Genomic DNA, 26202 nt, shown 5'->3' with positions numbered 1-26202 from the left:
ATGAGTACTGACAAAACCCAGATTCCGGCTGAGTATAAAAGCTGGCGTAAATCGGACACGACCTGGACACTCGGTCTGTTCGGTACTGCTATAGGTGCAGGGGTACTATTCTTCCCGATTCGTGCCGGTTACGGTGGTTTGATCCCGATTCTGATCATGCTGGTTCTGGCATATCCGATTGCGTTCTTATGTCACCGTGCATTAGCCCGTTTATGTCTGTCAGGCAGCAATCCGTCAGGCGATATCACAGAAACCGTTGAAGAACACTTTGGTAAAGGCGGTGGTGTTGTCATCACGTTCCTGTACTTCTTCGCAATCTGTCCGCTGCTGTGGATCTACGGCGTAACTATTACCAATACCTTTATGGCATTCTGGGAACAGCAGCTGGGTCTGATGCCGCTGAACCGTGGTGTGGTTGCCCTGGTTCTGCTGTTAGCCATGGCTATCATTATTTACTTCGGTAAAGACCTGATGGTCCGCGTCATGAGTTACCTGGTGTTCCCGTTCATTGCCAGCCTGGTGCTGTTATCTCTGGCTCTGATCCCTTACTGGAACTCAGCGGTATTTGACACTGTGAATGCAGACAGCTTCCAGCTGTTCGGTCACAGCGGTATCCTGGTAACCGTATGGCTGGGTATTTCCATCATGGTGTTCTCTTTCAACTTCTCACCAATCGTCTCTTCTTTCGTGGTATCAAAACGTGAAGAGTATGAAGCGGCGTGCGGTAAAGATTTCACCGAGCAGAAAGTGAACAAAATCATCTCCCGTGCCGGTTTACTGATGGTGGGTGTGGTTATGTTCTTCGCATTCAGCTGCCTGTTCGCGCTGTCTCCGGCTAACATGGCTGAAGCGAAAGAGATGAACATCCCTGTTCTGACTTACCTGGCTTACCACTTCAACAACGTGGGCGGTGCTAACGGTACTCTGGCCTCTATCCTGGTCTGGGCTGCACCAATCATCGCACTGGTTGCCATCTTCAAATCTTTCTTCGGTCACTATCTGGGGACTCTGGAAGGTATGAACGGCCTGTTACTGAAATTTGCTTTCGGTGGCGACAAAAACAAAGTCAGCATTGGTAAACTGAACCTGATCTCCATGGTCTTCATCATGGGTTCTACCTGGGTTATCGCGTATCTCGATCCGAACATCCTGGATCTGATCGAAGCAATGGGTGCACCAATCATCGCATCTCTGCTGTGCTTACTGCCAATGTATGCGGTTAACCGTGTACCGGCTCTGAGCAAATACAAAGGTCAGGCATCTAACTACTTCGTTACCATCATCGGTCTGCTGACCATCGGTAACATCGTATTCAAACTGGTCGCGTAATTTCACTGACAGTTAATGACTGAAAACCTGCACTCACCGGAGTGCAGGTTTTTTTTTGCGGCGTCATCTTCTCCCCGCATCCGGGGTAAAATTCATGCTATGGTAAAGACATCATCCGTATAATAAATGGAATAAACAGGAGCTTGTATGAATGTTATTGATGCTGTACGCCAGCGCAGAGCAACCAAGAAGTTTGATCCTGATTTTGTGATCCCGCTGAATGAAAAAAAAGCCTTGTTGTCACTGGCGATGGAAAATGCCCCGAGTGCCTTTAATCTTCAGCACTGGCGTCCGCTGCTGGTGGAAGATCCGGCACAACGCCGCAACATCCGCAAAGTGGGCTGGGATCAGCCGCAGATGACGGATGCTTCCATGCTGGTGATTTTATGCGGTGATATCGCGGCCTGGAGTTCCCGCACCCGTGAAATCTGGCATGATGCAGATCCGCTGGTGCGGGATTTTATGGTCAGTGCGGTTGATAACTACTATCGCGGTAAACCGGAAACCCAGCGTGATGAAATTATGCGCAGTGCCGGTATTTTTGCCCAGACCCTGATGCTGCTGGCAAAAGAGCAGGGATATGACAGCTGTCCGATGGACGGATTTGATTTTAATGCGGTGGCTGAAGTCATTGACCTGCCGGAAAACTATGAAATCTGCCTGATGGTGGCGATTGGCAAATCCGCCGGTGAGCCTTATCCGCGTACCGGTAAACTGCCTTTTGACCAGCTGGTCAGTATTGATCGTTTTCACCCTGACATGCCGTAACATTATCTGTTTGTCTCCGGCTGCTGTCTCCCGGCAGCCATCTCCTTTTATCCCTTCTGTTTCTGTTGAATCATCACTGAAATCAATTTTTAACAACGAAATATATTTATAATATTCAGTCTGTTATCTTAAAAATATCATTTTTATTAAATAACGGTTTAACTGGTGCTTGTATAATTTCGGTAAATTTATTGAAAATTCAGAAAGGAGTTCTGTGTGATTTCAGTATTAGTGGCAAATACGAATGAATTTTACCGTGCAGGGATTGGTGCCATTATCACGGCAACACAAGGTATGAAAATAGCAGGAGAGGTCAGGGACAGTGCCACTGCGGTGCGCTGGTGCCGTGATAATCATGCGGATGTGGCGCTGATTGATATCGGCTTTCCGGTGATGAGTGGCCTGGATGCCGCAAAAAAAATTACCCGCTATACCTCAGAAACTAAAGTGGTCATTCTGACAGATGAACACAGCCTGATTTCACCGTATAAAGTGATGAACAGTGGTGCAGCGGGGTATTTGTATCAGAACAGTGACAGTGAGGATTTACTGCACGCCATCCGGATTATCAGCCGGGGCCAGCGTTATGTGGCACCGGATATCGCCCAGCAGACCATTCTTGACACCCGCCTGCATGCACATGACAGCAACCCGCTGGATAAACTGAGCCACCAGGAGCGTCAGGTGATGGTCATGATAGCGCAGGGCATTAAAGTCACACAAATTGCTGACAAAATGTGTCTCAGCAGCAAGACGGTGAACAGTTATCGATATAGAATATTTAATAAGCTGAATATTGATGGTGATATTAAACTCACCCATCTGGCATTGCGCTACGGGCTGATCCACATTGACAGCGTGGTGCCATTCGTACCTGCGGAGGGCAGCAGGCGCGATACATGATGACTGAATTAACGCCGAAAACAGAGAGTTTGTATTCCGTATGGAAAAACCGGTTGTGACTGAATTTGATGCGAAAGCATTTTTAAAAACTGTAACCAGCCAGCCCGGAGTGTACCGGATGTATGATGCTGAAGGTACAGTGATTTATGTCGGGAAAGCCAAAGATCTGAAAAAACGGCTTTCCAGCTATTTCCGTACGCAGGTTTCGGGAAAAAAAACCGAGCAGCTGGTTAAAAACATTGCTCAGATAGATGTCACAGTGACGCACACGGAAACGGAGGCGTTACTGCTGGAACACACCTACATCAAAAAATATCAGCCGCGTTACAACGTGTTGTTGCGCGATGATAAATCCTATCCGTACATCTATCTGAGCAGCAATGACAAGCACCCGCGGCTGGCTGTTCACCGCGGGGCTAAACACGCCAAAGGGGAATACTTCGGGCCGTTTCCGAACGCCTATGCTGTGCGTGAAACGCTGGCGCTGATGCAAAAATTATTCCCCGTCCGTCAGTGTGAGGACAGCGTCTACCGCAACCGCTCCCGCCCGTGTCTGCAATACCAGATTGGCCGCTGTCTGGGGCCGTGTGTCAAAGGGCTGGTGAGTGATGAGGATTACGACAGAGAAGTGAACCTGGTCCGCCTGTTTCTGGAAGGTAAAGATCAGCAGGTGCTGACAGAACTGGTGGAAAAAATGGAGCAGGCCAGTCAGACACTGCGTTTTGAAGAGGCTGCCCGTTTGCGGGATCAGATTCAGGCTGTTCGCGCTGTTACTGAAAAACAGTTTGTCACCGGATCCGGTGATGACCTGGATGTCGTCGGTGTTTATTTTGATACCGGTCTGGCCTGTATTCATGTCCTGTTTATCCGCAACGGGCGGGTACAGGGAAGTCGCAGTTACTTCCCGAAAGTTCCGGCCGGTACGGAACCGGATGAAATTGTACAAACCTTTATCGGACAGTTCTATCTCCAGGGCAGTGAGAACCGTTCATTACCGGATGATATTCTGCTGGATTTCCCGTTACCGGAAAAAGAGATTATGGAGGAAACGCTGTCTCAGTTTGCCGGACGGCGGATCCTGATTCAGCCAAAACCGCGCGGTGATCGTGCCCGTTATCTGAAGCTGGCACACACCAATGCCGTTACCGCGCTGATGACAAAACGGGCACAGCAATCCACTATTGCGACACGTATGAAAGCCCTGTCAGAGCTGACCGGCATTGAAGCCATTAACCGCATGGAATGTTTTGATATCAGCCATACTATGGGTGACCAGACAGTGGCTTCCTGTGTGGTTTTTGACAGCAACGGGCCGGTGAAATCGGAATACCGCCGTTACAATATCACCGGTATCACACCGGGGGATGACTATGCGGCGATGGATCAGGTACTGCATCGCCGTTACGGCAAACATATCGGTGACGAAAAAATCCCCGATATTATTTTTATCGACGGGGGCAAAGGTCAGCTCGGTAAAGCGATTGAAGCCTTTGCCGGCCTGGATGTGGACTGGGATAAAAACAGACCAAAACTGATCGGGGTAGCGAAGGGCAGTGACCGTAAAGCGGGGCTGGAAACCCTCTTTTTTGCTGCCTCGGGGGAAGGCATGGCATTGCCGCCGGACTCACCGGCGCTGCATGTGATCCAGCATATCCGTGATGAATCTCACAATCATGCGATCACCGGCCACCGGCAGCGCAGGGCAAAAGTTAAAAACACCAGTGCGCTGGAATCGATAGAAGGCATCGGGCCGAAACGGCGGCAAATGCTGCTCAAATACATGGGCGGGTTACAGCCGCTACGTAACGCCAGTATTGATGAAATCGCCAAAGTCCCGACTATCTCGTATGCACTGGCGGAAAAAATTTACCATGCGCTTAAGCATTAATAAACAGGGCTTATCGGTGTGGCAAACGAGAGAATTTTTTCAATAACAGCGGTGAGTTATCCGTAACTGTGGTAGTATGGTGTTATCCGGTAGGATTGCGCAGAACCTGAAAATCACGCAACGTGCCCCGGAATCAGCGGGGCGGTAATATTGTGCCGGCAGATGCGCAAGCGGCTTTTTCATCTGACTTATAAAATAATGGCTCCGTTATGCGATTAAATATCCCTACATGGCTGACTCTGTTTCGCGTTATCCTGATACCGTTCTTTGTTCTTGCCTTCTATTTACCGTTCAGTTGGGCACCGGTTGTCAGCGCCGCTATTTTTGTCATTGCTGCGATGACAGACTGGTTTGATGGTTTCCTTGCCCGCCGTCTGAAGCAAACCACCCGTTTCGGGGCCTTTCTGGATCCTGTCGCGGATAAAGTGATGGTGGCGACCGCACTGGTACTGGTAACAGAAGATTATGCGAGCTGGTGGATAACACTGCCTGCCATCACAATGATTGCCCGTGAAATTATTATCTCATCACTGCGTGAATGGATGGCGGAGCTGGGCAAACGCAACAGCGTTGCCGTTTCCTGGATGGGTAAAGTCAAAACCACGGCACAAATGGTGGCGCTGGTGGGGCTCATCTGGAAGCCAAATGACCTGACGGAAATTGCGGCTTTCATCCTTTTCTACATTGCAATGATCCTGACTTTCTGGTCTATGTTCCAATATTTACGCGCTGCATGGGTGGATTTGAGTGAAGCCTGATCGATATGCTGTAAAAAACAGCGAACGATCATTTTTCATGAATTAAGCGGTTGACTCACAGCGTGAAATCAGTAGAATGCAACGCATCCGAACGACACAGCGGTTTACGAAAACAAATAAGTAAATCAGTAAGTTCAGAGATGCGGGAATAGCTCAGTTGGTAGAGCACGACCTTGCCAAGGTCGGGGTCGCGAGTTCGAGTCTCGTTTCCCGCTCCAGGGCGCGTTGGCAGAGTGGCCATGCAGCGGATTGCAAATCCGTGTACCTCGGTTCGACTCCGGGACGCGCCTCCATATTCAGCCCAGATGGTGAAATCGGTAGACACAAGGGATTTAAAATCCCTCGGCCGCAAGGCTGTGCGGGTTCAAGTCCCGCTCTGGGCACCATATAGAAATTCATTGATTTATCAGTGAGTTAGCGTTAAGAAAAGCCACCCTTGCGGTGGCTTTTTTCTTTGTTTTTCTGTGCATCAAAATCAAAAGTGGCAGCAGAAGTGGCAGCAGATTGGCATCACTGTTTTTTTATACAGCACCATGATTCCAACCAAAATAGTTCTTTTTTGCACCGCATTATAAACCCATTGATAATTGCTTATCGTTAGTGGTGTGAAGTGTTACCGCACCGATCAGTTGAGGTTTTGTAATGAATCGCGAAAGTGATTCAAGACTGACGAACGTTGCACCGCAATTAATATTCATGCACTGGTTATAACGTTCTTTTGTTTCGGTGGTGACATCACGGGAACTGCGGGTGCGGGCAAGTTCGCCGCAAAGAGGACATTTCATCATGATTGACTTACCTTTTATCATCATGTTGATATTGCGTTAATTATAGCAACCACTGATGATTTAATCAGTATTATTTTACGTGTTTATCCGTCACCCATTTCGACATCAGAAATTTTTACCTCAAATTCCAGCGCAGATGTAAACCCGCTGTCATTCAGTGAGTGTGACACTTTCGTCAATATCCATTCTGCGCCGTCAATTTCCGGCTTAAACCCCTGAACCTTTACCGGCATTTCCGGATAGATATCAGCCCGGCCTTTTGCCAGCTGGATAGACAGAGAGGCAACACCGCGCTGCATTTTTTCCCAGGCGGCTTTCGCTGCCCGTTCAGCGTTATTTTTGTTAGCGTAAGTGTGTGAAAGCGTCAGTACATTCCCTTCTTCACCAACCAGATAATCACCCTGCGGCTCATTTTGTTTTTGACTTTTTTCCTGATTTTTATTTTTGCCTGGCTTCAGCTTGCGTTTAACTTTCACCTCATCTTTTTTCTCCGGTTTGCGGGTGTTCAGCCATGAAGCAATAACGCCGGTGTACGCGCCACGGTCAGCGAGTGAAAACCGGTATCCGTCACCAACGGACCGGGTGATCAGCAGCGCCGGGATCGGTTTGCCGGAGGCGGTTTTTCCGCTGCCCTGCGGCATAAACAGCAACTGACCGTTTTTTACAGCCGCGACAGCGCCCTCCTGTTTGCCGAGTCGCGCCAGAAAGGAACCGTCTGACTCATTGGTCTGGTCGATATGGGCAATTTTAATCTCAGCGAGTGTCTTTTCGATCACCGGCTCCACGTTATTTCGCTTTGCAATCGTGGTGATGATGTCGCCCAGCGTCTTTTCGTGATAGGACACCTCGCGTTTTGCATTCAGTGACGAACGAAAGTCCGCACTGCGCCCGCGTATGGTCAGTTTGTCAGGCGGGCCACTGTGCTCTATTTCATCAACCGTAAATTTACCCTTAAAAATCAGCGCTTCATTCTTCCAGCCTAAGTGCAGCGATAACACCTCGCCGCGTTTCGGCAGCATCATTTTGCCGTCAGCATCATCGATCTCAATGTCCAGCTGGTCAGCCTCAAATCCGCGGTTGTCCGTCAGTGACAGAGAAATCAGCCGCCCCTGAATCCGCTCATTGATGTTGACGGATCCGGCAGAAAGCGAATACGCCGGGGCGCACTCAGTACCGGTGAGGAAAAAATCCGTCATGATAATAACCCCGTGATGCCGTCAGCAATGTTGTTTCCGACAGTGGCAGCCGTATCACTCAGTGAATCCAGTTGCGCACTGATATCACCGAACATCTCAGACAGCGATTCATCAACGCGGGTGAGTTTGATGGTGAAATCAATCTTTCTGGCCGCGCTGTCGTGAAAAAACTCACTTTTGTTTTTGCTGATGGACTCAATGACATACATCCCGTAAATGGTTCCCTCGCCGCCGATAAAGGACCAGGCTTTCCCGCTGTCTGCCATAGCCTCAAGCGCCATCATAGAAAACCGCCCGCCGCTGATTTCCGGGCAGAGTGCGCCTGACAGGGTAAGCGGATCATTGGATAATCCCAAAAATTGCCAGGACGGACGTTTTCCGACCCGGCTGTTATATGCAAAGCGGTATTGTTTTTCTTCCTGCATCCCCTGAAGCGGCACGGTTCGCAGCTCAAACACGAACAGACCGAGCGCAGCCATAGCCATAATCAAAACTCCTCTGTGTCACTGTACCCGCTGCGGCGGCTGGCCTGCTGTCGGCGGGCGTGCGCGTCCAGCTGGCGGGCAACTTCGCGGGCGATATCCTGTGCGGAATGCGCCGGTGTCGGATAGATGTTGATAACCGGAGCGGCGTTCTGCTGTGATGAAGACGAACTGCTGACAGAACCGCCGGCCGTTTGTGCCGGTGCCGCCGCTATCGGTTGTGACAGGGTACTCAGTGCCAGCATTGCCAGTGCTGCAGTGCTTTTCCGGCTGGTCACATTTGCCGGGCCGTCCACCACTTCCGGCCCGTTCTCACCAACAATACCCCACTGGCCTCGCGGTATATGTCCGCCGGAATCATAGGCTCCGGCGTACTTTTTCGGCGGAATGCCCCAGTTAGCGGTACGGATGCCGCCTGTTGTGGTGGTCTGCTTTGTGGCTTCTACTGCTGCAGCGAACTTCGGATCCTGTTTTGCTTCTTTCAGCCAGTCCGGCGTGATGGCGTCTTTTGCCATCTGCTTTATTTCAGCAAACTTATTTTTCAGGTCTTCCCATTTTTCGTTAATACCGTTGATGATGCTGTCTATCATGTCCGATGCGGCTTGCTTCATGGTTGCCGGGAGATTCTTAATATCCGTGATGATTTGATCCCATTTGGTTTTGATGGTGGTTTTCACGGTTTCCCACAGATCAGACATGTATTTTTTAATTCCGTCCCAGTTGCGGTAAATAATTCCCGGCAGAGAATATTTCAGGAAAAAACTTTTAATCGCGTCCCACGCGCCGGTGACAATGCGGGTGATCCAGTTCCATGCGGCAGAACAGGCGTTACTGATACCTGCCCACATGCCGCTGTAATAAGCGGATATTGAGTCCCATGCAGAGGAAAAGATACGTACCACTTCCGCCCATACTTTTTTAAAGAAAGCGACAATAGTGTCCCAGTTTTTATATATCGCGTAGGCAATGGCGGCAATCGCAGCTGCTGCAAGAAACAGCGGGTTTGTCAGCAGGGCTTTTCCGATACCGAATAAGGCCATCCCGACAGCTTTTAATCCTTTCGCCAGCAGACCAAACGCACCGGCACCCTTAATGCCAAGTACCGACAGACTCATTTTCAGCATTGCGACTGGGCCGAGCATAGCAGCCAGCATCAGAACAATCGCGCCGCCCACAGCGAGGATCACGCCGAGTGCCAGGGCAATTTTTGTCAGTGTGTTCGCCAGCTCCGGATTGCGCTTCGCCCAGTCCCCGACCTTACTGATAATAGTGGTAATGGATTTCGCGATATCGCGCAGCGGGCTGTCAACACCACCGAATATCTGAATACCGACATCTTCCCATGCCGAGGTGAGGTTTTTTAAATCGCCGTCAAGGTTATCGGTCATGGTATCGGCCACTTTCTGAGCCTCACCTTTAGCCGCTTTGACTTCGGCAATCATTTTTTGCAGTTCGCCTTTACCGGCCTGTTCAGTCAGTACCGACAGTGCGGAAAATGCCTCTTCACCGGCAATGTGTTTAAAGTACCCGGCACGCTGCGCCGTACCCATTTTTTTTGTTTTATTGTCGAGTTCAGCGAGGATTTCCGGCAAGCCGCGTAAGTTGCCTTTGGCATCCCGGGTCTTGATGTTCAGTTTTTCCAGTGCGTCAGCAGCCTGTTTAGGCGGCTCTGCCAGACGGCCGAGAATAGATCGCAGACTGGTACCGGCCATACTGCCCTGAATACCGGCATCCCCCAGCTTACCGGCAGCAACGGCGGCGGTTTCCAGATCAACGCCCAGCCCGGACGCGACCGGCGCGACATATTTCATGGTGTCGCCCAGCATGTTCAGGTTGGTATTGGACCGGGTAAAGGTGGCAACCAGCGTATCACTGACGCGGTTCATTTCGTCAGAGTTCAGTTTAAACCCGGTCAGGATGTTTGATCCGATATCGGCCGTGGTGGCAAGGTCGATATCACCGGCGAGGGACATCGACAGGGTGCCTTTCATGGCGTTCTGTATCTGCTCCGGTTTAAATCCGGCCATGGCGTAGAATGACTGCCCCTGTGCCACTTCGTTTGCCGTGAATGCGGTGGTTGCTCCCAGTTGCCGGGCCTGCTCACGCAGCGCCTTGTACTCTTCCGAGTTTTTATCCAGCCGTGTTAATGCCTGCACTTTCGACATCCCGACTTCAAAATCATAGCCCGGCGCCATAAATTTCTTCCCGGCATACAATGCCGCACCGCCGGTTGCCATCGCTGCCGCACCGGTACCGGCCATTTTATTTCTGACATCCATCGTTTTCTGATAGCTGCCTTTTGCCGCCGCCATACGGCGTTCCTGTTCAGCGCTGCGGCGCAGCTGCTGTTCCTGCCGTTGAAGTTGCTGGGTGGTGCGGGCAATGTCGCTGTTCAGGCGGCGCTGTGCCTGTCCGAGTTGGGTTGTCGAGATACCGCTGGCCTGCAAGGCCGTGCGCTGTTGCTGGGTGGATCGCCGGAGTTGTTCAAACCGGTTTTTCAGTTGACCGGCTTCACGCTGTACACGTTTGAGTGCTTCGGCCTGCTGCCGGGTCGGATTGCCGGAAGTATTCATTTCACGGGCGAGGGCGGCGGCACGTTGTGTTGCCGCCTGATAGGCCTGCTGCGTTTCGGTGAGTTGCTGTTTTGTTTTGCGGAAGCCGTCAATTTGTCCGGCCTGACGGTTCAGGTCTTTCAGTGCGTCACGGGACTGGCGGACTGCGCCCGCCAGCCGTTTATTGGACTCCTGCGCACTGCGGAACGGTCGCGTTAATTTATCGACGGCATTTAACACAACCTGTAAACGGAGGTTTCTGCTCATTCACTGTTACCGCTGCGTTTGTAAGCGTGATAACGCCATTCAATTAATTCTGTCAGACTCATGTCCGCCGTGTCGGCGGGGGTCCAGTGAAAAATGGTGGCAATATCAGCCACCAAATCATCTACCGTTAATCGTTCCGGTAATCGGCCTGCATCGACTTCGGCAGCAAAAAATTAACCACCTCAATTGACATATTAAGCAGGTCACCCGGCGGCATAGCACCGATTTCCGGTTTCGTCAGTGACGGGTCAGTGATACGCGGTAATATCTCGGTCATGGAGTTGACATCCATTTCCATCAGTACCTGTAAACGCACACCGCGTAACGCGCCGGAGTTAGGTTTACGAATAGTAACCCGGGTGATTTCTGTCTCACCGCGTTTGATGGGTTCATCCAGTTCGACAACGGCGAATGCTTTATTAACGTGTTCAGTCATTTATAGTGTTCCTGTTACAGCCCGATAGCGGCGCGTTGTTCTGCCAGACGGTCAACACCGTCCACTTTTTCAACCATGTTGATAACATCAATCTCAATGAGATCAGCACCGTTCCAGACCAGCCGGTAATAGGTCGGTTTAAAGCTGAATTTCACCTGAGTGTTATCGCCCTGTTTTGCACTTCCGGGATCAATCTCGGTAATCCGTCCGCGCAGAACGACTTCACAGGCCGTCACAGCTTCGTTTTCTTCACGCTGGTAGGCCCCGGTGAAACGTATCGGGAGGCCATCTATTGCCGTGATGCCCCACTGTTTATAGAGTTCAGCTTCGATGCCGCCTATCGTGAAATCACAGGCAAGCGCATCATCCTCAAGCCCGAGATCAACGTGAACGGCACCATTCATGCCGCCTGCACGGTAAGCCTCAAGTTTCCGGGTCAGTTTCGGCAGGGTGATTTCTTCAGCTTTCCCCTGCCAGTTGTCGCCGTTAAAAAACATATTCATGTTTTTCAGTTTATGCGGTAAGGCCATGATTACCCCTTAATTTTTGATGAGAAATCCATCAGGTATTTGTCGGTGATACGCTGACGTAATTTGATATTTTCAGCCGGTGGCACCGGTGTGTAGTCATAATCGATCGCTAACTGTCCGTCTTTCAGCTCTTCTTTGCTGTTGGCATCGGGATCAAACCAGCACTCACCGCCGAGCAAATAACCCTGAGTCGTCAGGCTGCGCATTTTGGCGTTGATACCGTCGATCATGTCTTTGACCAGTGTCGGGGTCACCGGCTTATCAACAGCCCACATGTGCGCCTCTGCCATGGTATCGGCCAGCACCTGCGCGGTGCGGGTGTAGTTTTCAAAGGCAAACAGCGGATCATCAGAACAGGTGCGGGAACCCCAGAAACGGAAACCGTCTTCGCGGATCAGTGTGGTGATGTCGTTTTCATTCAGCAGACCGGCATCAGTTGCCGGGTCCTGCAATTCCCATGACACATCGGCGGAAATACCGGTCACACCGTTAACGCCGATGTTTGACAGGGTTTTATGCCAGCCGGTTTCTTCGTCGATTTTTGCACGTATCCCCAGTGCCCGCGCTGTTGCGTAAGCCGTTGCCTCTGCATTTTTGACGGAATCCCACGACAAAAAGTCCGGGTAAATCAGCATCAGTTCACGCTGACTGAAGTTCTTGCGGTAGTCCAGTACGTCCGGAATAGTCTGACAGCCGTAGGCGCTGGCATAGGCAAATGCCCGCAGTGTCTGTGCAATTGTCACCAGTTTTGATGTAACCTCCTGCGTGTCATGCCCGGGAACACCGATAATGCGGGGCTTAACGCCGGTATGTGCTTTTGCGACAAGCAGTGCCTGCATACCCGTTTTGCGACCGTCGTCCGTCGTACCGCCGATAATATTTGATGTGGTTTCGGCTTCGCTTTCACCCTGTTCAACGCGGACAACAACCGTCACCGGTTTTGTCTGGTCGCTGATTGCCTGAAGTGAGTGCGCCAGCGTGCCGGTATCACCGGCTTTGCCGAGTGCGGAACGGATATCCGTCACCAGAACGGGTTTGTTCAGCGGGAATTGTTTTGGGTCCGCGTCGTCAGCGGTACAGACCATGCCGACAATTGCCGTGCTGACCGTGCGGACAGGGCGTGTACCGTCATTAATTTCAATGACCCGCACGCCGTGATGATAATCTTGTGCCATAGAAAGAAGCTCCTCTTTTTGGTGCTTTCTATGGTGTTATTGATGTGACGTAATGTCGTGCGGTTGGTGTTGTAGGAGAGGGTTGTACAACAAAGGGGCAAACGCCCCTTATTTTTGTTACTGCTTTGATGCTTGCCGATATCCGGTTCAGGGGATGTGTCGATAGCTTCCGGAGGATTCGGGACGGTATTTTACAATGCTTTCATACAGAGACAAAAACCATGGTAACCAGTACACCACCTTTCCTGTTCATGACATTAAATGTCTTACCGCTATTGGTCAGTCTGATTTCATACCAGGAATCATTTGTCACGCAGGCTGAAATAGTCATGTTGTCCTGGGGGATCACGATAGGGGTGAATCCCCTGTCCATTGAGTTTTGTAAATACAGCATCCTGCCCCGCAAATCCTCATTGACCGTAAAGGTACTGCCAGTGTTTAAATTTTCACCCTTATAAATTTGTTTTATCCCACTGACTAATAATGTTTTTTTCTGATATGCATCTAAATCAGATTTTAACGCATAGTTACCTTTCTGCTGATATTTGTTATCAGATTCTGCTTTTGAATAGCTGGTGCCTACGGCGGCTTTTTTGCCGAGTTCGGTGGTCAGAAGATTTTGTGATACCACTTTGGTGGTGTCATTTCCCAGCTGATGGGTGATATCCGCTTTATCTATTTTTTTCAGCAGTTCCAGCTTTAAATACGAATGCAGAACATAATCATCTTTTGGCTGAAATTTACCCGGTAACCCGAGGTTATCTATAAACTTCTGTTTATCAGGGATATCTGCACCGTTCTGGTCTTTGGCGAGTTTGCTGTTAACATCAGCAACACCGGCCTTTTTACCGAGTTCGGTGGTCAGAAGATTTTGTGACACCACTTTGCCGGTATCATTCCCCAGCTGCTGAGTGATATCCGCTTTATCAATCTTTTTAAGCAGTTCCAGTTTTAAATACGGATGCAGAACATAGTCACCTTTCGGCTGATATGTTTCTGCTGCTTTTTGTTCTGACTCTTTAATTTTTTTATCCGTTGTTTCAGTAACATATTTCTGAGTAGCGAGAATAACAGATGGATCGATTTTCAGTGTTACGGCTGCGGTGCTGCTGACAACAAGTATCATACGGATAATTTGTGTACGTCCGCTGCCTTCCTGTAACTTTGGTTTATAGCTTTCCGGGCAATTTCCGATCGCTATCATGTCACCATCTTCATCAAAAATAGCAATTTCACGTACCCACCAACCGCCGTCCTGCTCCGGGATAATTTGCTCTGCAATAATATGGTTAGGGTTTTCCGGATCAACAGATAACTGATTAATCGCCCCCCGGCGATTTTCATGCACCAGTTTTTTATTGCCCGGTTCCGGCATCGGAAGTGAGCCGCCGCCATCACCAACGGCCATCGTTGTTATATTTAATTTTCCGCCAAGAACGGTCGCATTTGCCAGTTTATTTGCACCGGTATCAGTCAGCACTGTGTAATATTTTTGACTCATTAAACCCTCACTGTATCGATAATATGTATTGCACCGGCGGTATATTCACCGCCCGTTGTTTCAATCGCATCAGGCTGATAGGGATAGACGGTAATTTCCTCCCCGCTGAACTCACCGGCGGCGATATGAATATCACCGCAGGTATCAAGGCTAATTGCCAGTCCCAGCAGGTGACGGCTGAGGGGCCTGGCATCAAATATCAGGCGTTCAAGTTCGTAATAGGTTTCTTCGGTGATGCCCGTTTCCGATACGCCGACCGTCAGTCGGAATGTCCCGTTCCGGTCGCCGGTTTTCCACCACTCAGTGATTCGGATCAGATAGCCGAGCGGCTCCACGACACGCCGCAGCGCCCCGATGGTACCCTTATGTTTATGAATGAACATTGACGCTTTGATAACATCCCGTTTTGTCCGCTCCGGCCAGTCAGCATCCCAGCGGTCAACCGACCACGCCCACGCCAGATACGGCAGCAGATGCAGCGGACAGGTATCAGGATTGATCAGGATTTTTATCGGCACCGGTACACGCTCTATCTCAGCGCAGGCCCGGGCGGCGGCAATCTCCAGCGGGCTGGAACCTGTCGGCAGCTGGCGGCTACTCATCCGATCCCCCGACCGTCACTGTCAAACCGGTGCAGAATGATGACTCTGTATCGCTTATCACAATATCTTTTGCCGGGCTCTTCAGCTCAACGCGCTGAACCCCTTCGACATGCAGGGCGGCGTAAATAGCTGACAGCCGGATATCACGCCCGATACGGTGCTGCTCTTTCACATACCGCGCTATCCGTTCCCGGGCTGCGGCTTCAATCGGTTCGGATTCAGGGGCCGGGAACAGATAAAGCACCGCGTCAATGGTGTAACGGACAATCTCAGCGGACTGCACAGTGACTCGGTCAGCCACCGGGCGCACATTTTCATCATTCAGTGCCTTATCAACGATGGTCAATAGTTCCGCCGGTGCTGTGCCGTCACCCTTGCGGGACAGCACGCTGACGGTCACACAGGCAGGCTCCGGGCTGATTGCTGAGGCATCCGCCACCAGTCCGGAGGCGCTGCGGGCATGGAAAACATACGCGCCGACAGGCCCGGCAACACTCATTCCCTCAAATGCCTCCGGAATACGCATCCGGAAATCAGCATCGGATTCATAAACGGCCGGCAGTGGCGGGATCACGGTATTGTCAGCCGCCCGGATGATCAGCCGGGGAACGTTGTTGTTCGCGCCCAGTTGATCCAAATCCGCCCCGTAGGCATAAGCCACCATGCAGGCGCGGGCGGCTTCATTGACCCGCTGGCGCAACAGTAATTCACGGTAGGCGTTTTCCTCTAACAACTTGGTCAGTGGTTCAGATTCCAGCTGCAGCACACGGGCGGCAGGCTCCCGCAGTTCTTCCGGCAGCGCTGCCAGCAATGCAGCTTTGCGAACAGCAAAAATCTGTTCAAATTCCAGTGACTCGATCACGTCCGGTGGCGGTAACTGACTGATATCAATGGTTGGCATAATTACCTCACAGGCACGGAAAAGGAAAACGGCTGGCCGGTTCCGGCGTATACCCCGGACAGGTCGATCACAATGCTGCCCGGCTGCGGGGATGAAATAGTCAGCTGCTGAATCTGAATCCGCGGCTCCCAGCGCAGCAGGGCGGAATAGCAGGCAGATATCAGTTGCAGCCGTACTGCTTTGTTATCCGGCTGATCAGTCAGGCGGAACAACAGGGAACCGTAGCTGCGCCGGGCAATACGGGAACCGACCGGGGTTATCAGAATGTCGCGCACCGACTGGCGCACATGGTCAATATCCGTGATGCCTCTGCCTGTCAGGGCATTAAATCCGTAATACTTCATTGCGGGCCATCCGTCCGGCTTCCGCCGCGCTCTACGCCGCCGTGGGCGTGTTTATCAATCACCACACCGTTTGAGGAGAATGACCCGCCGGTATGCTTAATGCTGCCGGACATTTCGCCGCCTTTCATCACATTCAGCGTGGCACAGGTCAGATTGTCCGAACAGATAACAGACGGGGTGACAAAACGGATATTTTCTTCGGCATTGACGATAACAACCGGTGATGTGGCGGTAATACTGTCAGCCGCGTCGATCAGCGCGGTTTTAATGCCGGTCGCAGTCAGTGTGCCGGTCGCCGGTTCGTACTCGATCACCGCGCCGTCCGGGTAGGTCACATGGTTTGCCGTCAGTGATCCGGTCGGTTCGTCATATTCATCAGAAAAAAGCCCCGGCAGTACAACCGCCGTGGTCAGTTCGCCGCCGACAGAGAGGATCACCACCTGTTCACCGACAGACGGCATCCAGCTGCTGCGGGCGGTTCCGGCACGCAGTGTCACAACCGGCAACCAGTCAGTTTCCAGATAACCGGTCTGCACACGGCAACCGCGACCGGCCTTAACAGCGGTGACAACGCCGGTGCGGATAATATTTCTGATCAGGCGGAGGAGTTCCGCGATTTTGGTGTTTTCGCTCATGGGGACAGCCTGCCACCGAACCGGGGATTAATGCACCGGCTCAGTGTTGTATGTTAGGCTGATACAACATCAGGATGCGAGGAAGTCGATAATAGCCGCTTCAATCCGCCGGGCATCATCGGGCGAAAAGCCCAGCAGTTCACGCTGCGGGTACTGAATATCAAGGTTGCGTAACCGTTCTTTCTGGCCGAACTGGTGTACTGCAGCAATGTTAGCGGCGGCAGGGGCAAAGAAGATCGCCGCCTCGTTTTCACTGGAAAAGATGCGCATATAACGGACGGTTGCCAGGCGTTTAAACATGCGGGTCTGTTTACTTTTGCCTTTGACCTTTATCCGGTCTTTTTTAATGGCTGTGAACCGCTGAATATCACCCTTGCGGAATGAGCGCTGCGCATTTTTGTCAATGTCGGTCCCGGTGATCAGCTTCCTGCTCTGCTGCCAGTTCTTCAGTCGCCGCTCCCGCCCGCGCCAGATAAAACGCATTTCCCGCTGTACGGTAATAAATTGTGCCTTACGCCGGGTATAGGCGCTGCCGTCCGGGTTTTTCTGCTCCCGGATGCGGGCTATCTGGCTTTTGCGCAGATCACGGACAATCGCCCGTGACAGTTTTTTCCGTTCTGCAGGACTGACCCGGGCCAGCAGCCCGGCGAGTTCATGATTCAGGGCATCAAGACTATTTTCTGACATTCAGATATTCCCAGCTGTCCATCGGGTTTGCTGGCTCCGGTGCCGCCTCAACGCGATATTTACCGTCCTGTGCAGAAACAATAATCCGCTCTGTCAGCTTCAGGTCAATACTGATGTTAGCGGTCTGGTTATTGAGAATATCGGCCTCAAAACGGATCCCGTTGCCGCGTTTGTCCGGGTTGGCGAGAATATCCGGCTGATGCTGTTTCACCCATTCGACCACCACGGCAAACACAATATTCTGATCACCGGGAAAGGCTTCAAGGATAATATTCAGGCTGTAAATGTATTCGTAGGAGAGTGACGGTTCATTGGTGGCAAAAATACCGCCGTCATCCACGAACAGATACAGTTTTTCCGGGTTCTCTTTCAGATACGGAATCTTCCGGCACAGAGTGTCTTTAATGCTGTTGAGTTTGTTCATGCTGTCTTGCCTTTTCGGCGGCGCGGATGCCTTCCAGTTGTGTGTTTGCCTCATCCAGATCCGCGATCAGTAAATCAATCCACAACGGGAGTTCACAGTAGGTCAGAGTCCGGGCGGCAGGGACGGCGGCACCGGTTTTGTCAGCGAGTCCGGCAGCGGCGTGCATTGTGCGGGCACGTAGACTGTACGTGTCGCGGTGCAGGCCGTCAGAAACAGTGCGAGGCACAGGCAGATCACAGGTCGGATTGTTTTTAAGAATGGTGCGGTATTCAATCTGGCGCTCCTCCGAGGCGGCACGCTGCGAGATATTATTCTGCGTGGCAACCTGCGCTATCTGGTTAAAGCGGTTAAATTCAAATGACTGTACGGCGATAATCCCGGCCTGCCGGTCGATATCTTTTTTCAGTACGGTATTTTCACCGGTCAGCTGTTCAGTTTTATCGTAGTAATGCTTCAGGCCGAATGATAATAAGCCCGCGATCAGCAGGCTGAATAACAGCGTGATAATGCGGGCCGGGGTTGTCATAACAATGAATACGCCTTTTCAAATAATGTGTCCGGATAAGGCTGACTGCCGTTCTCATGCTGAATAATCGCTTTTGCCATGCTGAGAACCGTATTCTTATCAGCCAGGCTGATCACGGCATCCGGTGAAACTTCAAGGGCTTTTGCCACACCGCGAACGTAGGCGGCGGTGTTGTTTTCATTCGACGGTGCCCAGCGGCTGATAAGACCGGTGACGGTATTCAGCCCGTATTTATGCTGATAGTTGCGTAACAGGGCAATAATGGCGCGAATACCGTACTCCGGCGCACTGAAGCGGCAGAAGCGCGGCTCAATGGTTTTATCGTGCGCAAGTTGTCCTTTCCAGTTGTTCGCCGGGTAATAGTCAATATTGCCCGGATTGTTATTTCTGATACCTCGTGACATGAATCAGTCTCCCAGTCGTTTATTAATCATGCGGTGTGCAATTTCGCGTATCTTCTCAACACCTAAAAACCCGACCGCGCCGCCGATCATGCCGGAGGCATCGTCCGGGATGCCGATAAACTCCGCGCCGCTGATAATCGCCCACGACAGCGCACCGCACAGCAGGCATTCCGCCCACTTGTTTTTGCGGGTGTCGCCGTCATAAATCAGGCACCCATAGCGGATCAGAACGGCACCCGCCACGCCGGACAGTTGCGGCCAGGCATTTTTAAGAGCGTCGAGAATATCAGCCCAGTGTTCTTTCATTGTTTTCATACCCATCCCCCTTTGTGGAGGTGTTATCAGTCCCAGAGTTGGATCATTGTTTTTTGCGGTTGTTCCGCCACATCCGGCAGCTCAACGGGTGTTCCGTGTGGTAACACGGTACCGTGACCGGCAAGGCCGGGATTCAGTTCAAGTGCCTGTTCAACCACACCGGCAGTCTGTCCCAGCACCCGGAAGCACAGGGCGTCAAGGGTTTCACCCTGCAACGCAAAAACGTTCATATCAGCTCACAGATGTTGTGTGACTCACCTTTGATACGCTGAATAGCCCACTGCACATCACGGCGCAGGTCATCCACGGTCTCACCCAGAGCGGCGGCTTTCTTTTCGCCGCTGCCGGTGGTGTCGGTATCGCGGTAACGTTCTGTCAGGTTCGCCTTTGCCTCGCTGTATACCGCCCGGCGGTAAAGCAGTATCAGCTCACTGTCATTGTTGATGTGATCGGTCGGTACCGCCGCCAGTGAGGTAAATCCGGCGGCAGTCTGTGACTGTTTCCAGCCCGACAGCTCACGGTTAACTTCCGTTATGGCGTTGACCAGTGCATGCCGCAGCCGTTCCGTGGTCACTTTGCCGTCTGTCAGCATCGCAAGCTGATAATGACGCAGGCTGATATCCGGGAAAAAATCCCCGCTGCTGAGTGTTTCGTCCGGTACGTCTGTTGTTTTGTCTGATGTGAAGTCCATCGGTTACCCCGTAAAAAGTGGGCGGTGGACAGCGGATAAGCCGTTCGGCTACTCCGCTGTGCCGCCCCGGCGCTGTGGCTCGTTCGTGGGTACCGTGCCGGTTTCGCTTTGCTGTTTTTCGATCAGCTTTTCCAGCTGGCGTAAGTCCTGCTTAACACCGACACGGTCATATAATTCAAGCGCCCGCAACCATGAACAGGTGGCAGGCTGCAAATATCCGTCATCACGCTGTGCATAGCCCAGCCATTTCAGGAGGTTTGCCCGGACCTGATCCGGCATGTCTTCTTCGCCGGTCAGGTTCAGGGTGCGGGTCAGCACATCCAGCGGGACCGGGGTTTTGGCGGTGTACAGCTTTTCCGCCATTTGTGCGATTTCTTCTGCGACCGCACACCCGGTTGTCCGGGTATGGTTTTCCGGCATTTTCAGGCCGTGGCGCAGGGCGTAGTCAGCAATATCCAGTGCGCCGTGAAAGTCTCCGGCGTCAATCCGCCAGAGCATCACGCGCATCAGTACATCGTCCTGCTGTCCTCTGCCGGAAGCCAGAATACCGCCGACCCACGGCGCATAGTTCGGCAGCATTTCCCGCTTCACGGCGGCTTTTTTCTCAAAGGACTGGATCCGCTTCAGCCTGCGGCGGTCAGCGTTCATCATCAGTGTCATCTGGGTGTAAGCTGTGCCGGTCTGTGTCTGCGGGTTGCGCTGCTGTGCATCCTGCTGCGCACTGACCCGCATCACATGACGGCGGAAAATACTGCCGCCCATTATTCGCCGTCCTCTTTGCCGGTATTATCGGTATTACCGGTGTCCGGTACGTCCGGCTTTTGGGTGCCGTTCTGCATCTGAATATTTTCGATCAGTGCGGTTCCGCGATAATCCTCAACAACATAGGCTTCATTGACGGATTCGTAGTTCTCGATCCGATCACGTTTCGGGTTGTCGATGATGTGGCGGCGGCGGGTTTCGTCCTGCCAGTAAATTGACAGGTTATCCAGACGGGTGATAAACAGGGCATTTTCCGGGAAATACGGCGCACGCACGGCCTGTAACCCGCCGATGCGTTTCTGACTGATAATCAGATCTGCGGCAATTTTTTCACTGTTTTCCTGCTCTTTATTGACCAGCGGGAAATACTTGTCGGATAACAGCTTGCGCCCGCAGATAACCACCAGTTCGGTATCGTCGCGGTACTCTTCGTCGATAACCTCATCAACGGCACTCATCACCAGCGCATCAAGGTTATTGAAATCACCGTCTTTACCCACGCGGATCACGGCGGAAATCACGTTACCGTCTGCATCTCTGACATCACTGATGACATGGGCTTCTGCATCGGTGCGGACTTTTTGCAGCCAGCCGATATTGACGTCTTCCAGCATTTTGTTTGCGGTGCGGTCGGATTTTTTGGCGCGGTGTGTACCGTTAAAGCCAATCATGATGCGGTCAAGCGCCTGCCGGCGGATAATGGCGTTGCGGATACGCAGCTGAAAATCTTTGAACTTTGCCCACAGATCCAGTTTCTGGTAGGTCAGCGCGGTGTCAAAGTTAGTCTGCTGACACTCATACTTAATATCGGTCATTTCAGACGGGTCGGTCGCTTCGCGCTCTTCTTTTGTGGTGTCCGTGGTACCGGCAATACTTGAGCCAACGCCCAGACCGATAACCTGACCATTTTTTTCAGGCACAGGAACAATATTGATAAGGCCGAGGAACGCAGCCGACATCTGGATATTATCTTCCAGTTTCTGTGCCACGGACGGGTTGATTTCTACTTTGCTGGTCATGTCCTCAACTGCCACTTCATACAGCACAGCCAGTTGCATCATGTAGGCGTTAAATTTAAAGCGCGTCTCTTTTTTCATGTTCTCTTTCTCAAATCGGGTGAGGCCGGGATCAGCAGTCGGTCAGCAGTTCTTCCGGTTGCGTGCCGTTGTTGCCGAGTGATACCGGGCGTTTCTGACTGTTGTTATCCTGTTGGCTCAGCTGCGTTTTCAGCTCACTGAGTTCTTTTTTCAGTGCGGACAGTTCCGCCGGTTCTTCCGGTGCATCCACCGTAAGTGAGGTTGTTTTCAGTGCGGCAACATCCGTCTGAATGGCTTCGACGGCTTTTGCGATCAGTTCGACGCTCCGGTGGACATCATGAAAACGGGCATCGTCCTGTTTGTTTTTTCCGGTCAGCACTTCGGTGATGCGGGCAAACAGGGACGGGCCTTTCGGCTCTTCCGGTTTTTCTTCCGCCAGCTCAATCAGTGTTTCTTCCGCCAGGGTGATCACGTTGTCTTTCGACTGTTTGCGGTCTGAAAACAGGCTGTTGCCGGAGGTGTGGCTGAATTGCAGCATCTGCGTGCCGAGGCTGGCCGGGTTGTCAGTGACAGCCAGACCGACCAAATAGGCTTCGCCGGTGTCGGAGAATTTCGGATTGATTTCAACGGAGGTATAGACTTTCTGACGCTTTTTATTCATCTGGATCAGTTCGTCAGTCGGTTTCAGTATGGCGTACAGGCCTAATTTGCCTTTCAGGGCACCATCGGTGATCTCTTCCGTGTAAACCGATTCGACATCACCAAATCGCGGCGCCCACTCATATTTATTGTGTTCAAGATTAATGCGCGCCCCGTAGACGTTCGGGTCGTAGTTTTTTTCGATATCGGTCAGCCAGCTGCGCTGTACGACACGGCCATCAGTAGTGGCACCTTCTGTACAGATACGCACCGGCTTTGTTGATTTTGCGTGCATGTGAATGACTCCATCAGTCAGGACGGGATTGTCAGTAATGATGGGGCTATGGTTCCGGTGAATGGCGGCGGAAACAATGAAAGGCTGTTGTACGCCGGGGGTATACAACAGAACAGCAGGGCACAGGGCAAGTGTGGTCAGTAATCTGGCGGCATGGAAACGATAACCGTATTTGACTCACGCAAAAAGGCCATGCACCTGTATTTCAGCGGCTACCGTATTGCACGGATCGCGGAAATGCTGGGTGAGAAAGCCTCAACCATTCACAGCTGGAAGCGCCGCGACCAGTGGGACGACATCACGCCTTATGACCGGGTGGAGTTCTCCATCGAAGCGCGGCTGTGCCAGCTTATCGCCAAAGAAAGCAAAGAGGGAAAGGATTACAAAGAGATAGACCTGTTAGGCCGTCAGCTGGAACGTGCCGCCAAAATCCGGCGCTATCAGAACGGCGGCAATGAAACCGATCTCAATCCGAAACTGGCGAACCGCAACGCCGGTGAACGCAGGGCCCCGGAAAAAAATGTGTTCAGCGACGAACAGATCGAAAAGCTGGAACAGATTTTCACGGGGAACATGTTTGAATACCAGAAAGTCTGGTACCGTGCCGGTGCAGAGAACTGCATCCGTAATATTCTCAAATCCCGCCAGATAGGGGCAACGTACTATTTTGCCCGCGAAGCCTTTATGGACGCGCTGCTGACCGGGCGCAATCAGGTGTTTCTTTCCGCCAGTAAGGCTCAGGCGCACGTTTTTAAACAGTACATTATTGAGATTGCCCGCGAGGTCGATGCTGACCTGAAAGGTGATCCGATTGTCCTGCCGAACGGTGCCACCCTGTATTTCCTCGGTACCAATGCCCGGACCGCACAAAGCTATCACGGCAATCTTTACCTGGATGAATATTTCTGGATCCCGAAATTTCAGGAACTGCGTAAAGTCGCTTCCGGCATGGCATTACATAAAAAATGGCGGCAGACCTATTTTTCCACACCGTCAAGTCTGACCCACAGTGCGTACCCGTTCTGGTCAGGGACTCTGTTTAACCGAGGCCGCCCAAAAGATGATCACGTCGATATCGACGTTACTCATGCGGCATTACGCGACGGCCGGCTGTGCGAGGATGGACAGTGGCGGCAGATTGTTACCCTGGAGGATGCAGTGCGGGGCGGTTGTGATCTGTTTGATATCGCGCAACTGCGGCTGAGATACAGCCCGGATGAATATCAGAACCTGCTGATGTGTGACTTTGTGGATGATATCGCGTCCATTTTTTCGCTGGAACTGATGCAAAGTTGCCTGGTTGATTCATGGGAGGTGTGGGAAGACTTTCAGCCGGAACTGTATCGGCCATACGGTCACCGGCCGGTCTGGATAGGCTATGACCCGGCGAAAGGTACCGAGGGCGGCGACAGTGCCGGGTGTGTGGTGATTGCACCGCCGGTGATGTTCGGCGGCGCGTTCCGCATCCTTGAACGCCACCAGTGGCGCGGGATGGATTTCCGGGCACAGGCGGAGGCCATCAAACAACTGACCGAACGTTACAACGTGGAATACATCGGTATCGACAGTACCGGGATCGGCCACGGCGTTTACCAGTCAGTGCAGGAGTTTTTCCCGCAGGTGCGGGAGTTCGTCTATAACCCGGCGGTAAAAAATGCCTTGGTGCTGAAAGCATGGGATGTCATCAACAGCGGACGCCTTGAGTTCGACGCCGGAGACCGGGATGTCATGCAGTCGTTTATGTCTATCCGCCGCTCAACCACTGCCAGCGGTAACCGCCCGACCTATGAAGCCAGCCGCAGCGAGGACGCCAGTCACGCGGATCTCGCCTGGGCTGCCATGCATGCCCTGTATAACGAACCTATCACGGGTGACAACACCCAGCATCATAATATCGTGGAGCTTTACTGATGAGTCGCAGAAATAAAAACAAACAGCATAAACAACAGAATACCGGCGGCGTGGAGGCATTCACGTTCGGTGAGCCGGTTTCGGTACTCGACAGCCGCGAGATATATGATTACCTGGAGTGTGTCCGGATGGAGCATTGGTATGAACCGCCGCTCAGTTTTAACGGGCTGTCGAAAGCGTTCCGGGCCGCACCGCATCACAGCAGCGCAATCTATGTGAAACGTAACATACTGACCAGCACCTTTATCCCGCACCCGCTGTTAGACCGGAAAACCTTTGACAGTTTCGCGCTGGATTTTCTCATGTTCGGCAATGCCTATACGGAAACCCGTCATAACCGCCTCGGCGGTATCCTGCGTTTTAACCATGCCCCGGCCAAATACACACGGCGCGGGATTGACGGGGATCAGTACTGGTTTACCAAATACGGCTATGAAAGTGAACCGTACCCGTTTGAACCCGGCGCGGTGTTTCACCTGATTGAGCCGGATGTGAATCAGGAACTGTACGGCCTGCCGGAATATCTGGCCGCGCTGCCGTCAACCCTGCTGAACGAATCCGCCACGCTGTTTCGCCGCCGGTATTATCTCAACGGCAGTCATGCCGGGTACATCATGTATATCAGTGATTCATCACAATCACCCGGTGATATCGACAACATCCGTAAAGCGGTACGCAGCAGCAAAGGACCCGGTAACTTTCGCAACCTGTTCCTGTATGCGCCGAACGGGAAGAAGGACGGGATTCAGGTGATGCCGCTCAGTGAAGTTGCCGCCAAGGATGAATTTCTGAACATCAAGAACGTCAGCCGTGATGACATGCTGGCGGCGCACCGGGTACCGCCGCAGCTGATGGGGATTATACCGGACAACGCCGGGGGATTCGGTGACGTTGAAAAAGCAGCAAAGGTATTTGTCCGCAATGAACTGATGCCGCTACAGTCCAAGATGAAACAGCTGAATGACTGGTGCGGTGAAGAGGTGATCCGGTTTGAAGATTACCGGCTGGACCCGGAGAATGATTAGCTGCTGATAGTGTTAACAGACCGCCGTTACCGGCGGTTTTTTTACGTCCGTACATAATGAAGATCGGCGTTACCAATAATAATAACGCCCCACGATATTATACTAAACCCGCTACCGGAATACGAATATGCCGGATTTTACCCCGCTGAAACCACCCGTAATACAGCCTGTATCACGCCGTGTGACGACCTAAAAAAAGATAACCCGTACCATCTCTTTTTGTTTTTAACGCCGCTACGCCCAGGAAATTTGCGACAACCCGGAAGCGAATAAACATGCCGCCGCGCAATCGTAGCCCCGCCACGCCTGCCCACTAAACAGGGCGGTTTTTATGCACCTGCAAGAGAGCCGCCGAACCCCGCCGGATATGGGGCTGTGCGTGGTTCCCGGTCAGTCTCCGTTCATGCAGTTTTCAGGGTTTTTTGCATGGA

The 26202-nt window shown here is 52.0% G+C and carries 30 protein-coding genes and 3 tRNA genes; 10 read left to right on the top strand and 23 right to left on the bottom strand.

Annotation, left to right across the window (positions count from 1 at the left end; genetic code table 11):
* From tdcC to ACF8OF_RS17270, 8 genes are all read left to right on the top strand, one after another.
* Positions 1 to 1329, top strand: coding sequence for a threonine/serine transporter TdcC (tdcC, locus tag ACF8OF_RS17305; protein ID WP_279800246.1), 1329 nt, complete (start codon positions 1 to 3; stop codon positions 1327 to 1329).
* A gap of 147 nt (positions 1330 to 1476) precedes the next feature.
* Complete coding sequence (locus tag ACF8OF_RS17300; RefSeq protein ID WP_025152907.1) at positions 1477 to 2097, top strand: nitroreductase family protein; 621 nt, start codon at positions 1477 to 1479, stop codon at positions 2095 to 2097.
* A 216-nt stretch (positions 2098 to 2313) separates the two neighbouring features.
* A complete protein-coding gene (locus tag ACF8OF_RS17295; RefSeq protein WP_392497254.1) occupies positions 2314 to 3000 on the top strand; it encodes a response regulator in 687 nt (228 codons plus the stop codon).
* Positions 3001 to 3040: 40 nt separating this feature from the next.
* Complete coding sequence (uvrC, locus tag ACF8OF_RS17290; RefSeq protein WP_392497253.1) at positions 3041 to 4888, top strand: excinuclease ABC subunit UvrC; 1848 nt, start codon at positions 3041 to 3043, stop codon at positions 4886 to 4888.
* A gap of 209 nt (positions 4889 to 5097) precedes the next feature.
* On the top strand, positions 5098 to 5646 hold the full coding sequence (gene pgsA, locus ACF8OF_RS17285; RefSeq protein ID WP_392497252.1) for a CDP-diacylglycerol--glycerol-3-phosphate 3-phosphatidyltransferase: 549 nt from the start codon (positions 5098 to 5100) through the stop codon (positions 5644 to 5646).
* A 142-nt stretch (positions 5647 to 5788) separates the two neighbouring features.
* Positions 5789 to 5864 (top strand) — tRNA-Gly (locus ACF8OF_RS17280).
* A 1-nt stretch (position 5865) separates the two neighbouring features.
* A tRNA-Cys gene (locus tag ACF8OF_RS17275) sits at positions 5866 to 5939 on the top strand.
* Positions 5940 to 5945: 6 nt separating this feature from the next.
* A tRNA-Leu gene (locus ACF8OF_RS17270) sits at positions 5946 to 6032 on the top strand.
* 183 nt (positions 6033 to 6215) lie between these two features.
* On the opposite strand, the gene ACF8OF_RS17265 is transcribed toward ACF8OF_RS17270, so the two are convergent.
* The 23 genes from ACF8OF_RS17265 to ACF8OF_RS17155 form a co-directional block, all read right to left on the bottom strand.
* Positions 6216 to 6434: an ogr/Delta-like zinc finger family protein gene (locus tag ACF8OF_RS17265; RefSeq protein WP_392497251.1), complete on the bottom strand. Its 219-nt coding sequence runs from the start codon at positions 6432 to 6434 to the stop codon at positions 6216 to 6218.
* A gap of 83 nt (positions 6435 to 6517) precedes the next feature.
* The gene (locus ACF8OF_RS17260; protein ID WP_354621836.1) at positions 6518 to 7630 is read right to left on the bottom strand and encodes a phage late control D family protein; all 1113 of its coding nucleotides are present in this window, start codon (positions 7628 to 7630) and stop codon (positions 6518 to 6520) included.
* The gene (locus tag ACF8OF_RS17255; protein WP_392497367.1) at positions 7627 to 8109 is read right to left on the bottom strand and encodes a phage tail protein; all 483 of its coding nucleotides are present in this window, start codon (positions 8107 to 8109) and stop codon (positions 7627 to 7629) included. Before ACF8OF_RS17255 ends, ACF8OF_RS17260 begins: the two co-directional genes overlap by 4 nt.
* Before the next feature lie 8 nt (positions 8110 to 8117).
* Positions 8118 to 10931 carry a phage tail tape measure protein gene (locus tag ACF8OF_RS17250; protein WP_392497250.1) on the bottom strand — a complete coding sequence of 938 codons (2814 nt, stop codon included), beginning with the start codon at positions 10929 to 10931 and terminating at the stop codon, positions 8118 to 8120.
* Positions 10928 to 11044 carry a GpE family phage tail protein gene (locus ACF8OF_RS17245; protein WP_214183484.1) on the bottom strand — a complete coding sequence of 39 codons (117 nt, stop codon included), beginning with the start codon at positions 11042 to 11044 and terminating at the stop codon, positions 10928 to 10930. Before ACF8OF_RS17245 ends, ACF8OF_RS17250 begins: the two co-directional genes overlap by 4 nt.
* A 14-nt stretch (positions 11045 to 11058) precedes the next feature.
* On the bottom strand, positions 11059 to 11367 hold the full coding sequence (locus ACF8OF_RS17240) for a phage tail assembly protein (protein WP_392497249.1): 309 nt from the start codon (positions 11365 to 11367) through the stop codon (positions 11059 to 11061).
* A gap of 14 nt (positions 11368 to 11381) precedes the next feature.
* Entirely contained in the window at positions 11382 to 11897 is a 516-nt protein-coding gene (locus tag ACF8OF_RS17235) for a phage major tail tube protein (RefSeq protein WP_392497248.1), read from the bottom strand.
* A gap of 2 nt (positions 11898 to 11899) precedes the next feature.
* A complete protein-coding gene (locus tag ACF8OF_RS17230; RefSeq protein WP_392497247.1) occupies positions 11900 to 13072 on the bottom strand; it encodes a phage tail sheath protein in 1173 nt (390 codons plus the stop codon).
* Between the two features lie 202 nt (positions 13073 to 13274).
* On the bottom strand, positions 13275 to 14573 hold the full coding sequence (locus ACF8OF_RS17225; protein WP_392497246.1) for a phage tail protein: 1299 nt from the start codon (positions 14571 to 14573) through the stop codon (positions 13275 to 13277).
* The gene (locus ACF8OF_RS17220) at positions 14573 to 15175 is read right to left on the bottom strand and encodes a phage tail protein I (protein ID WP_392497245.1); all 603 of its coding nucleotides are present in this window, start codon (positions 15173 to 15175) and stop codon (positions 14573 to 14575) included. The genes ACF8OF_RS17225 and ACF8OF_RS17220 overlap by 1 nt, the downstream gene beginning before the upstream one ends.
* The gene (locus tag ACF8OF_RS17215; protein WP_392497244.1) at positions 15168 to 16076 is read right to left on the bottom strand and encodes a baseplate J/gp47 family protein; all 909 of its coding nucleotides are present in this window, start codon (positions 16074 to 16076) and stop codon (positions 15168 to 15170) included. The genes ACF8OF_RS17220 and ACF8OF_RS17215 overlap by 8 nt, the downstream gene beginning before the upstream one ends.
* 2 nt (positions 16077 to 16078) lie before the next feature.
* Positions 16079 to 16420: a GPW/gp25 family protein gene (locus tag ACF8OF_RS17210; protein ID WP_392497243.1), complete on the bottom strand. Its 342-nt coding sequence runs from the start codon at positions 16418 to 16420 to the stop codon at positions 16079 to 16081.
* A complete protein-coding gene (locus ACF8OF_RS17205; protein ID WP_392497242.1) occupies positions 16417 to 17055 on the bottom strand; it encodes a phage baseplate assembly protein V in 639 nt (212 codons plus the stop codon). Before ACF8OF_RS17205 ends, ACF8OF_RS17210 begins: the two co-directional genes overlap by 4 nt.
* Before the next feature lie 69 nt (positions 17056 to 17124).
* Entirely contained in the window at positions 17125 to 17742 is a 618-nt protein-coding gene (locus tag ACF8OF_RS17200) for a phage virion morphogenesis protein (RefSeq protein ID WP_392497241.1), read from the bottom strand.
* Positions 17729 to 18166 carry a phage tail protein gene (locus ACF8OF_RS17195; protein ID WP_392497240.1) on the bottom strand — a complete coding sequence of 146 codons (438 nt, stop codon included), beginning with the start codon at positions 18164 to 18166 and terminating at the stop codon, positions 17729 to 17731. Before ACF8OF_RS17195 ends, ACF8OF_RS17200 begins: the two co-directional genes overlap by 14 nt.
* The gene (locus ACF8OF_RS17190; protein ID WP_392497239.1) at positions 18144 to 18692 is read right to left on the bottom strand and encodes a DUF2570 domain-containing protein; all 549 of its coding nucleotides are present in this window, start codon (positions 18690 to 18692) and stop codon (positions 18144 to 18146) included. Before ACF8OF_RS17190 ends, ACF8OF_RS17195 begins: the two co-directional genes overlap by 23 nt.
* Positions 18689 to 19096, bottom strand: a complete 408-nt coding sequence (locus ACF8OF_RS17185) for a structural protein (protein ID WP_354621825.1) — start codon at positions 19094 to 19096, stop codon at positions 18689 to 18691. The genes ACF8OF_RS17190 and ACF8OF_RS17185 overlap by 4 nt, the downstream gene beginning before the upstream one ends.
* Positions 19097 to 19099: 3 nt before the next feature.
* Positions 19100 to 19417: a phage holin, lambda family gene (locus ACF8OF_RS17180; protein WP_354621824.1), complete on the bottom strand. Its 318-nt coding sequence runs from the start codon at positions 19415 to 19417 to the stop codon at positions 19100 to 19102.
* Between the two features lie 20 nt (positions 19418 to 19437).
* Entirely contained in the window at positions 19438 to 19641 is a 204-nt protein-coding gene (locus tag ACF8OF_RS17175) for a tail protein X (RefSeq protein WP_392497238.1), read from the bottom strand.
* Positions 19638 to 20102, bottom strand: a complete 465-nt coding sequence (locus ACF8OF_RS17170) for a head completion/stabilization protein (RefSeq protein WP_392497237.1) — start codon at positions 20100 to 20102, stop codon at positions 19638 to 19640. Before ACF8OF_RS17170 ends, ACF8OF_RS17175 begins: the two co-directional genes overlap by 4 nt.
* Before the next feature lie 48 nt (positions 20103 to 20150).
* The gene (gpM, locus tag ACF8OF_RS17165; protein WP_392497236.1) at positions 20151 to 20864 is read right to left on the bottom strand and encodes a phage terminase small subunit; all 714 of its coding nucleotides are present in this window, start codon (positions 20862 to 20864) and stop codon (positions 20151 to 20153) included.
* Entirely contained in the window at positions 20864 to 21961 is a 1098-nt protein-coding gene (locus ACF8OF_RS17160) for a phage major capsid protein, P2 family (RefSeq protein WP_392497235.1), read from the bottom strand. The genes gpM and ACF8OF_RS17160 overlap by 1 nt, the downstream gene beginning before the upstream one ends.
* A 31-nt stretch (positions 21962 to 21992) precedes the next feature.
* Complete coding sequence (locus tag ACF8OF_RS17155; protein ID WP_392497234.1) at positions 21993 to 22835, bottom strand: GPO family capsid scaffolding protein; 843 nt, start codon at positions 22833 to 22835, stop codon at positions 21993 to 21995.
* A gap of 153 nt (positions 22836 to 22988) precedes the next feature.
* On the opposite strand from ACF8OF_RS17155, the gene ACF8OF_RS17150 reads away from it, so the two are divergent.
* Together ACF8OF_RS17150 and ACF8OF_RS17145 are read left to right on the top strand one after the other, a co-directional pair.
* Positions 22989 to 24746: a terminase ATPase subunit family protein gene (locus tag ACF8OF_RS17150; protein ID WP_392497233.1), complete on the top strand. Its 1758-nt coding sequence runs from the start codon at positions 22989 to 22991 to the stop codon at positions 24744 to 24746.
* Positions 24746 to 25771, top strand: coding sequence for a phage portal protein (locus tag ACF8OF_RS17145; RefSeq protein WP_392497232.1), 1026 nt, complete (start codon positions 24746 to 24748; stop codon positions 25769 to 25771). Before ACF8OF_RS17150 ends, ACF8OF_RS17145 begins: the two co-directional genes overlap by 1 nt.
* Positions 25772 to 26202 lie beyond the last annotated feature (431 nt).

This window comes from Morganella sp. TYF_1, from assembly GCF_043105645.1.
Classification (GTDB): domain Bacteria; phylum Pseudomonadota; class Gammaproteobacteria; order Enterobacterales; family Enterobacteriaceae; genus Morganella; species Morganella morganii_B.
This window is presented reverse-complemented; position numbering and strand designations above follow the sequence as displayed.

What these genes read in the sequence shown, in the direction of transcription:
- ACF8OF_RS17235 (WP_392497248.1), bottom strand. Translation starts at nt 11,897, where the DNA reads ATGGCCTTACCGCATAAACTGAAAAACATGAATATGTTTTTTAACGGC.
- tdcC (WP_279800246.1), top strand. Translation starts at nt 1, where the DNA reads ATGAGTACTGACAAAACCCAGATTCCGGCTGAGTATAAAAGCTGGCGT.
- ACF8OF_RS17230 (WP_392497247.1), bottom strand. Translation starts at nt 13,072, where the DNA reads ATGGCACAAGATTATCATCACGGCGTGCGGGTCATTGAAATTAATGAC.
- ACF8OF_RS17155 (WP_392497234.1), bottom strand. Translation starts at nt 22,835, where the DNA reads ATGCACGCAAAATCAACAAAGCCGGTGCGTATCTGTACAGAAGGTGCC.
- ACF8OF_RS17250 (WP_392497250.1), bottom strand. Translation starts at nt 10,931, where the DNA reads ATGAGCAGAAACCTCCGTTTACAGGTTGTGTTAAATGCCGTCGATAAA.
- ACF8OF_RS17265 (WP_392497251.1), bottom strand. Translation starts at nt 6,434, where the DNA reads ATGATGAAATGTCCTCTTTGCGGCGAACTTGCCCGCACCCGCAGTTCC.
- ACF8OF_RS17220 (WP_392497245.1), bottom strand. Translation starts at nt 15,175, where the DNA reads ATGAGTAGCCGCCAGCTGCCGACAGGTTCCAGCCCGCTGGAGATTGCC.
- uvrC (WP_392497253.1), top strand. Translation starts at nt 3,041, where the DNA reads ATGGAAAAACCGGTTGTGACTGAATTTGATGCGAAAGCATTTTTAAAA.
- ACF8OF_RS17170 (WP_392497237.1), bottom strand. Translation starts at nt 20,102, where the DNA reads ATGGACTTCACATCAGACAAAACAACAGACGTACCGGACGAAACACTC.
- ACF8OF_RS17215 (WP_392497244.1), bottom strand. Translation starts at nt 16,076, where the DNA reads ATGCCAACCATTGATATCAGTCAGTTACCGCCACCGGACGTGATCGAG.
- ACF8OF_RS17260 (WP_354621836.1), bottom strand. Translation starts at nt 7,630, where the DNA reads ATGACGGATTTTTTCCTCACCGGTACTGAGTGCGCCCCGGCGTATTCG.
- ACF8OF_RS17300 (WP_025152907.1), top strand. Translation starts at nt 1,477, where the DNA reads ATGAATGTTATTGATGCTGTACGCCAGCGCAGAGCAACCAAGAAGTTT.
- ACF8OF_RS17160 (WP_392497235.1), bottom strand. Translation starts at nt 21,961, where the DNA reads ATGAAAAAAGAGACGCGCTTTAAATTTAACGCCTACATGATGCAACTG.
- ACF8OF_RS17175 (WP_392497238.1), bottom strand. Translation starts at nt 19,641, where the DNA reads ATGAACGTTTTTGCGTTGCAGGGTGAAACCCTTGACGCCCTGTGCTTC.
- ACF8OF_RS17180 (WP_354621824.1), bottom strand. Translation starts at nt 19,417, where the DNA reads ATGGGTATGAAAACAATGAAAGAACACTGGGCTGATATTCTCGACGCT.
- ACF8OF_RS17145 (WP_392497232.1), top strand. Translation starts at nt 24,746, where the DNA reads ATGAGTCGCAGAAATAAAAACAAACAGCATAAACAACAGAATACCGGC.
- ACF8OF_RS17240 (WP_392497249.1), bottom strand. Translation starts at nt 11,367, where the DNA reads ATGACTGAACACGTTAATAAAGCATTCGCCGTTGTCGAACTGGATGAA.
- ACF8OF_RS17255 (WP_392497367.1), bottom strand. Translation starts at nt 8,109, where the DNA reads ATGGCTGCGCTCGGTCTGTTCGTGTTTGAGCTGCGAACCGTGCCGCTT.
- ACF8OF_RS17190 (WP_392497239.1), bottom strand. Translation starts at nt 18,692, where the DNA reads ATGACAACCCCGGCCCGCATTATCACGCTGTTATTCAGCCTGCTGATC.
- pgsA (WP_392497252.1), top strand. Translation starts at nt 5,098, where the DNA reads ATGCGATTAAATATCCCTACATGGCTGACTCTGTTTCGCGTTATCCTG.
- ACF8OF_RS17195 (WP_392497240.1), bottom strand. Translation starts at nt 18,166, where the DNA reads ATGAACAAACTCAACAGCATTAAAGACACTCTGTGCCGGAAGATTCCG.
- ACF8OF_RS17200 (WP_392497241.1), bottom strand. Translation starts at nt 17,742, where the DNA reads ATGTCAGAAAATAGTCTTGATGCCCTGAATCATGAACTCGCCGGGCTG.
- ACF8OF_RS17205 (WP_392497242.1), bottom strand. Translation starts at nt 17,055, where the DNA reads ATGAGCGAAAACACCAAAATCGCGGAACTCCTCCGCCTGATCAGAAAT.
- ACF8OF_RS17150 (WP_392497233.1), top strand. Translation starts at nt 22,989, where the DNA reads ATGGAAACGATAACCGTATTTGACTCACGCAAAAAGGCCATGCACCTG.
- ACF8OF_RS17185 (WP_354621825.1), bottom strand. Translation starts at nt 19,096, where the DNA reads ATGTCACGAGGTATCAGAAATAACAATCCGGGCAATATTGACTATTAC.
- gpM (WP_392497236.1), bottom strand. Translation starts at nt 20,864, where the DNA reads ATGGGCGGCAGTATTTTCCGCCGTCATGTGATGCGGGTCAGTGCGCAG.
- ACF8OF_RS17210 (WP_392497243.1), bottom strand. Translation starts at nt 16,420, where the DNA reads ATGAAGTATTACGGATTTAATGCCCTGACAGGCAGAGGCATCACGGAT.
- ACF8OF_RS17225 (WP_392497246.1), bottom strand. Translation starts at nt 14,573, where the DNA reads ATGAGTCAAAAATATTACACAGTGCTGACTGATACCGGTGCAAATAAA.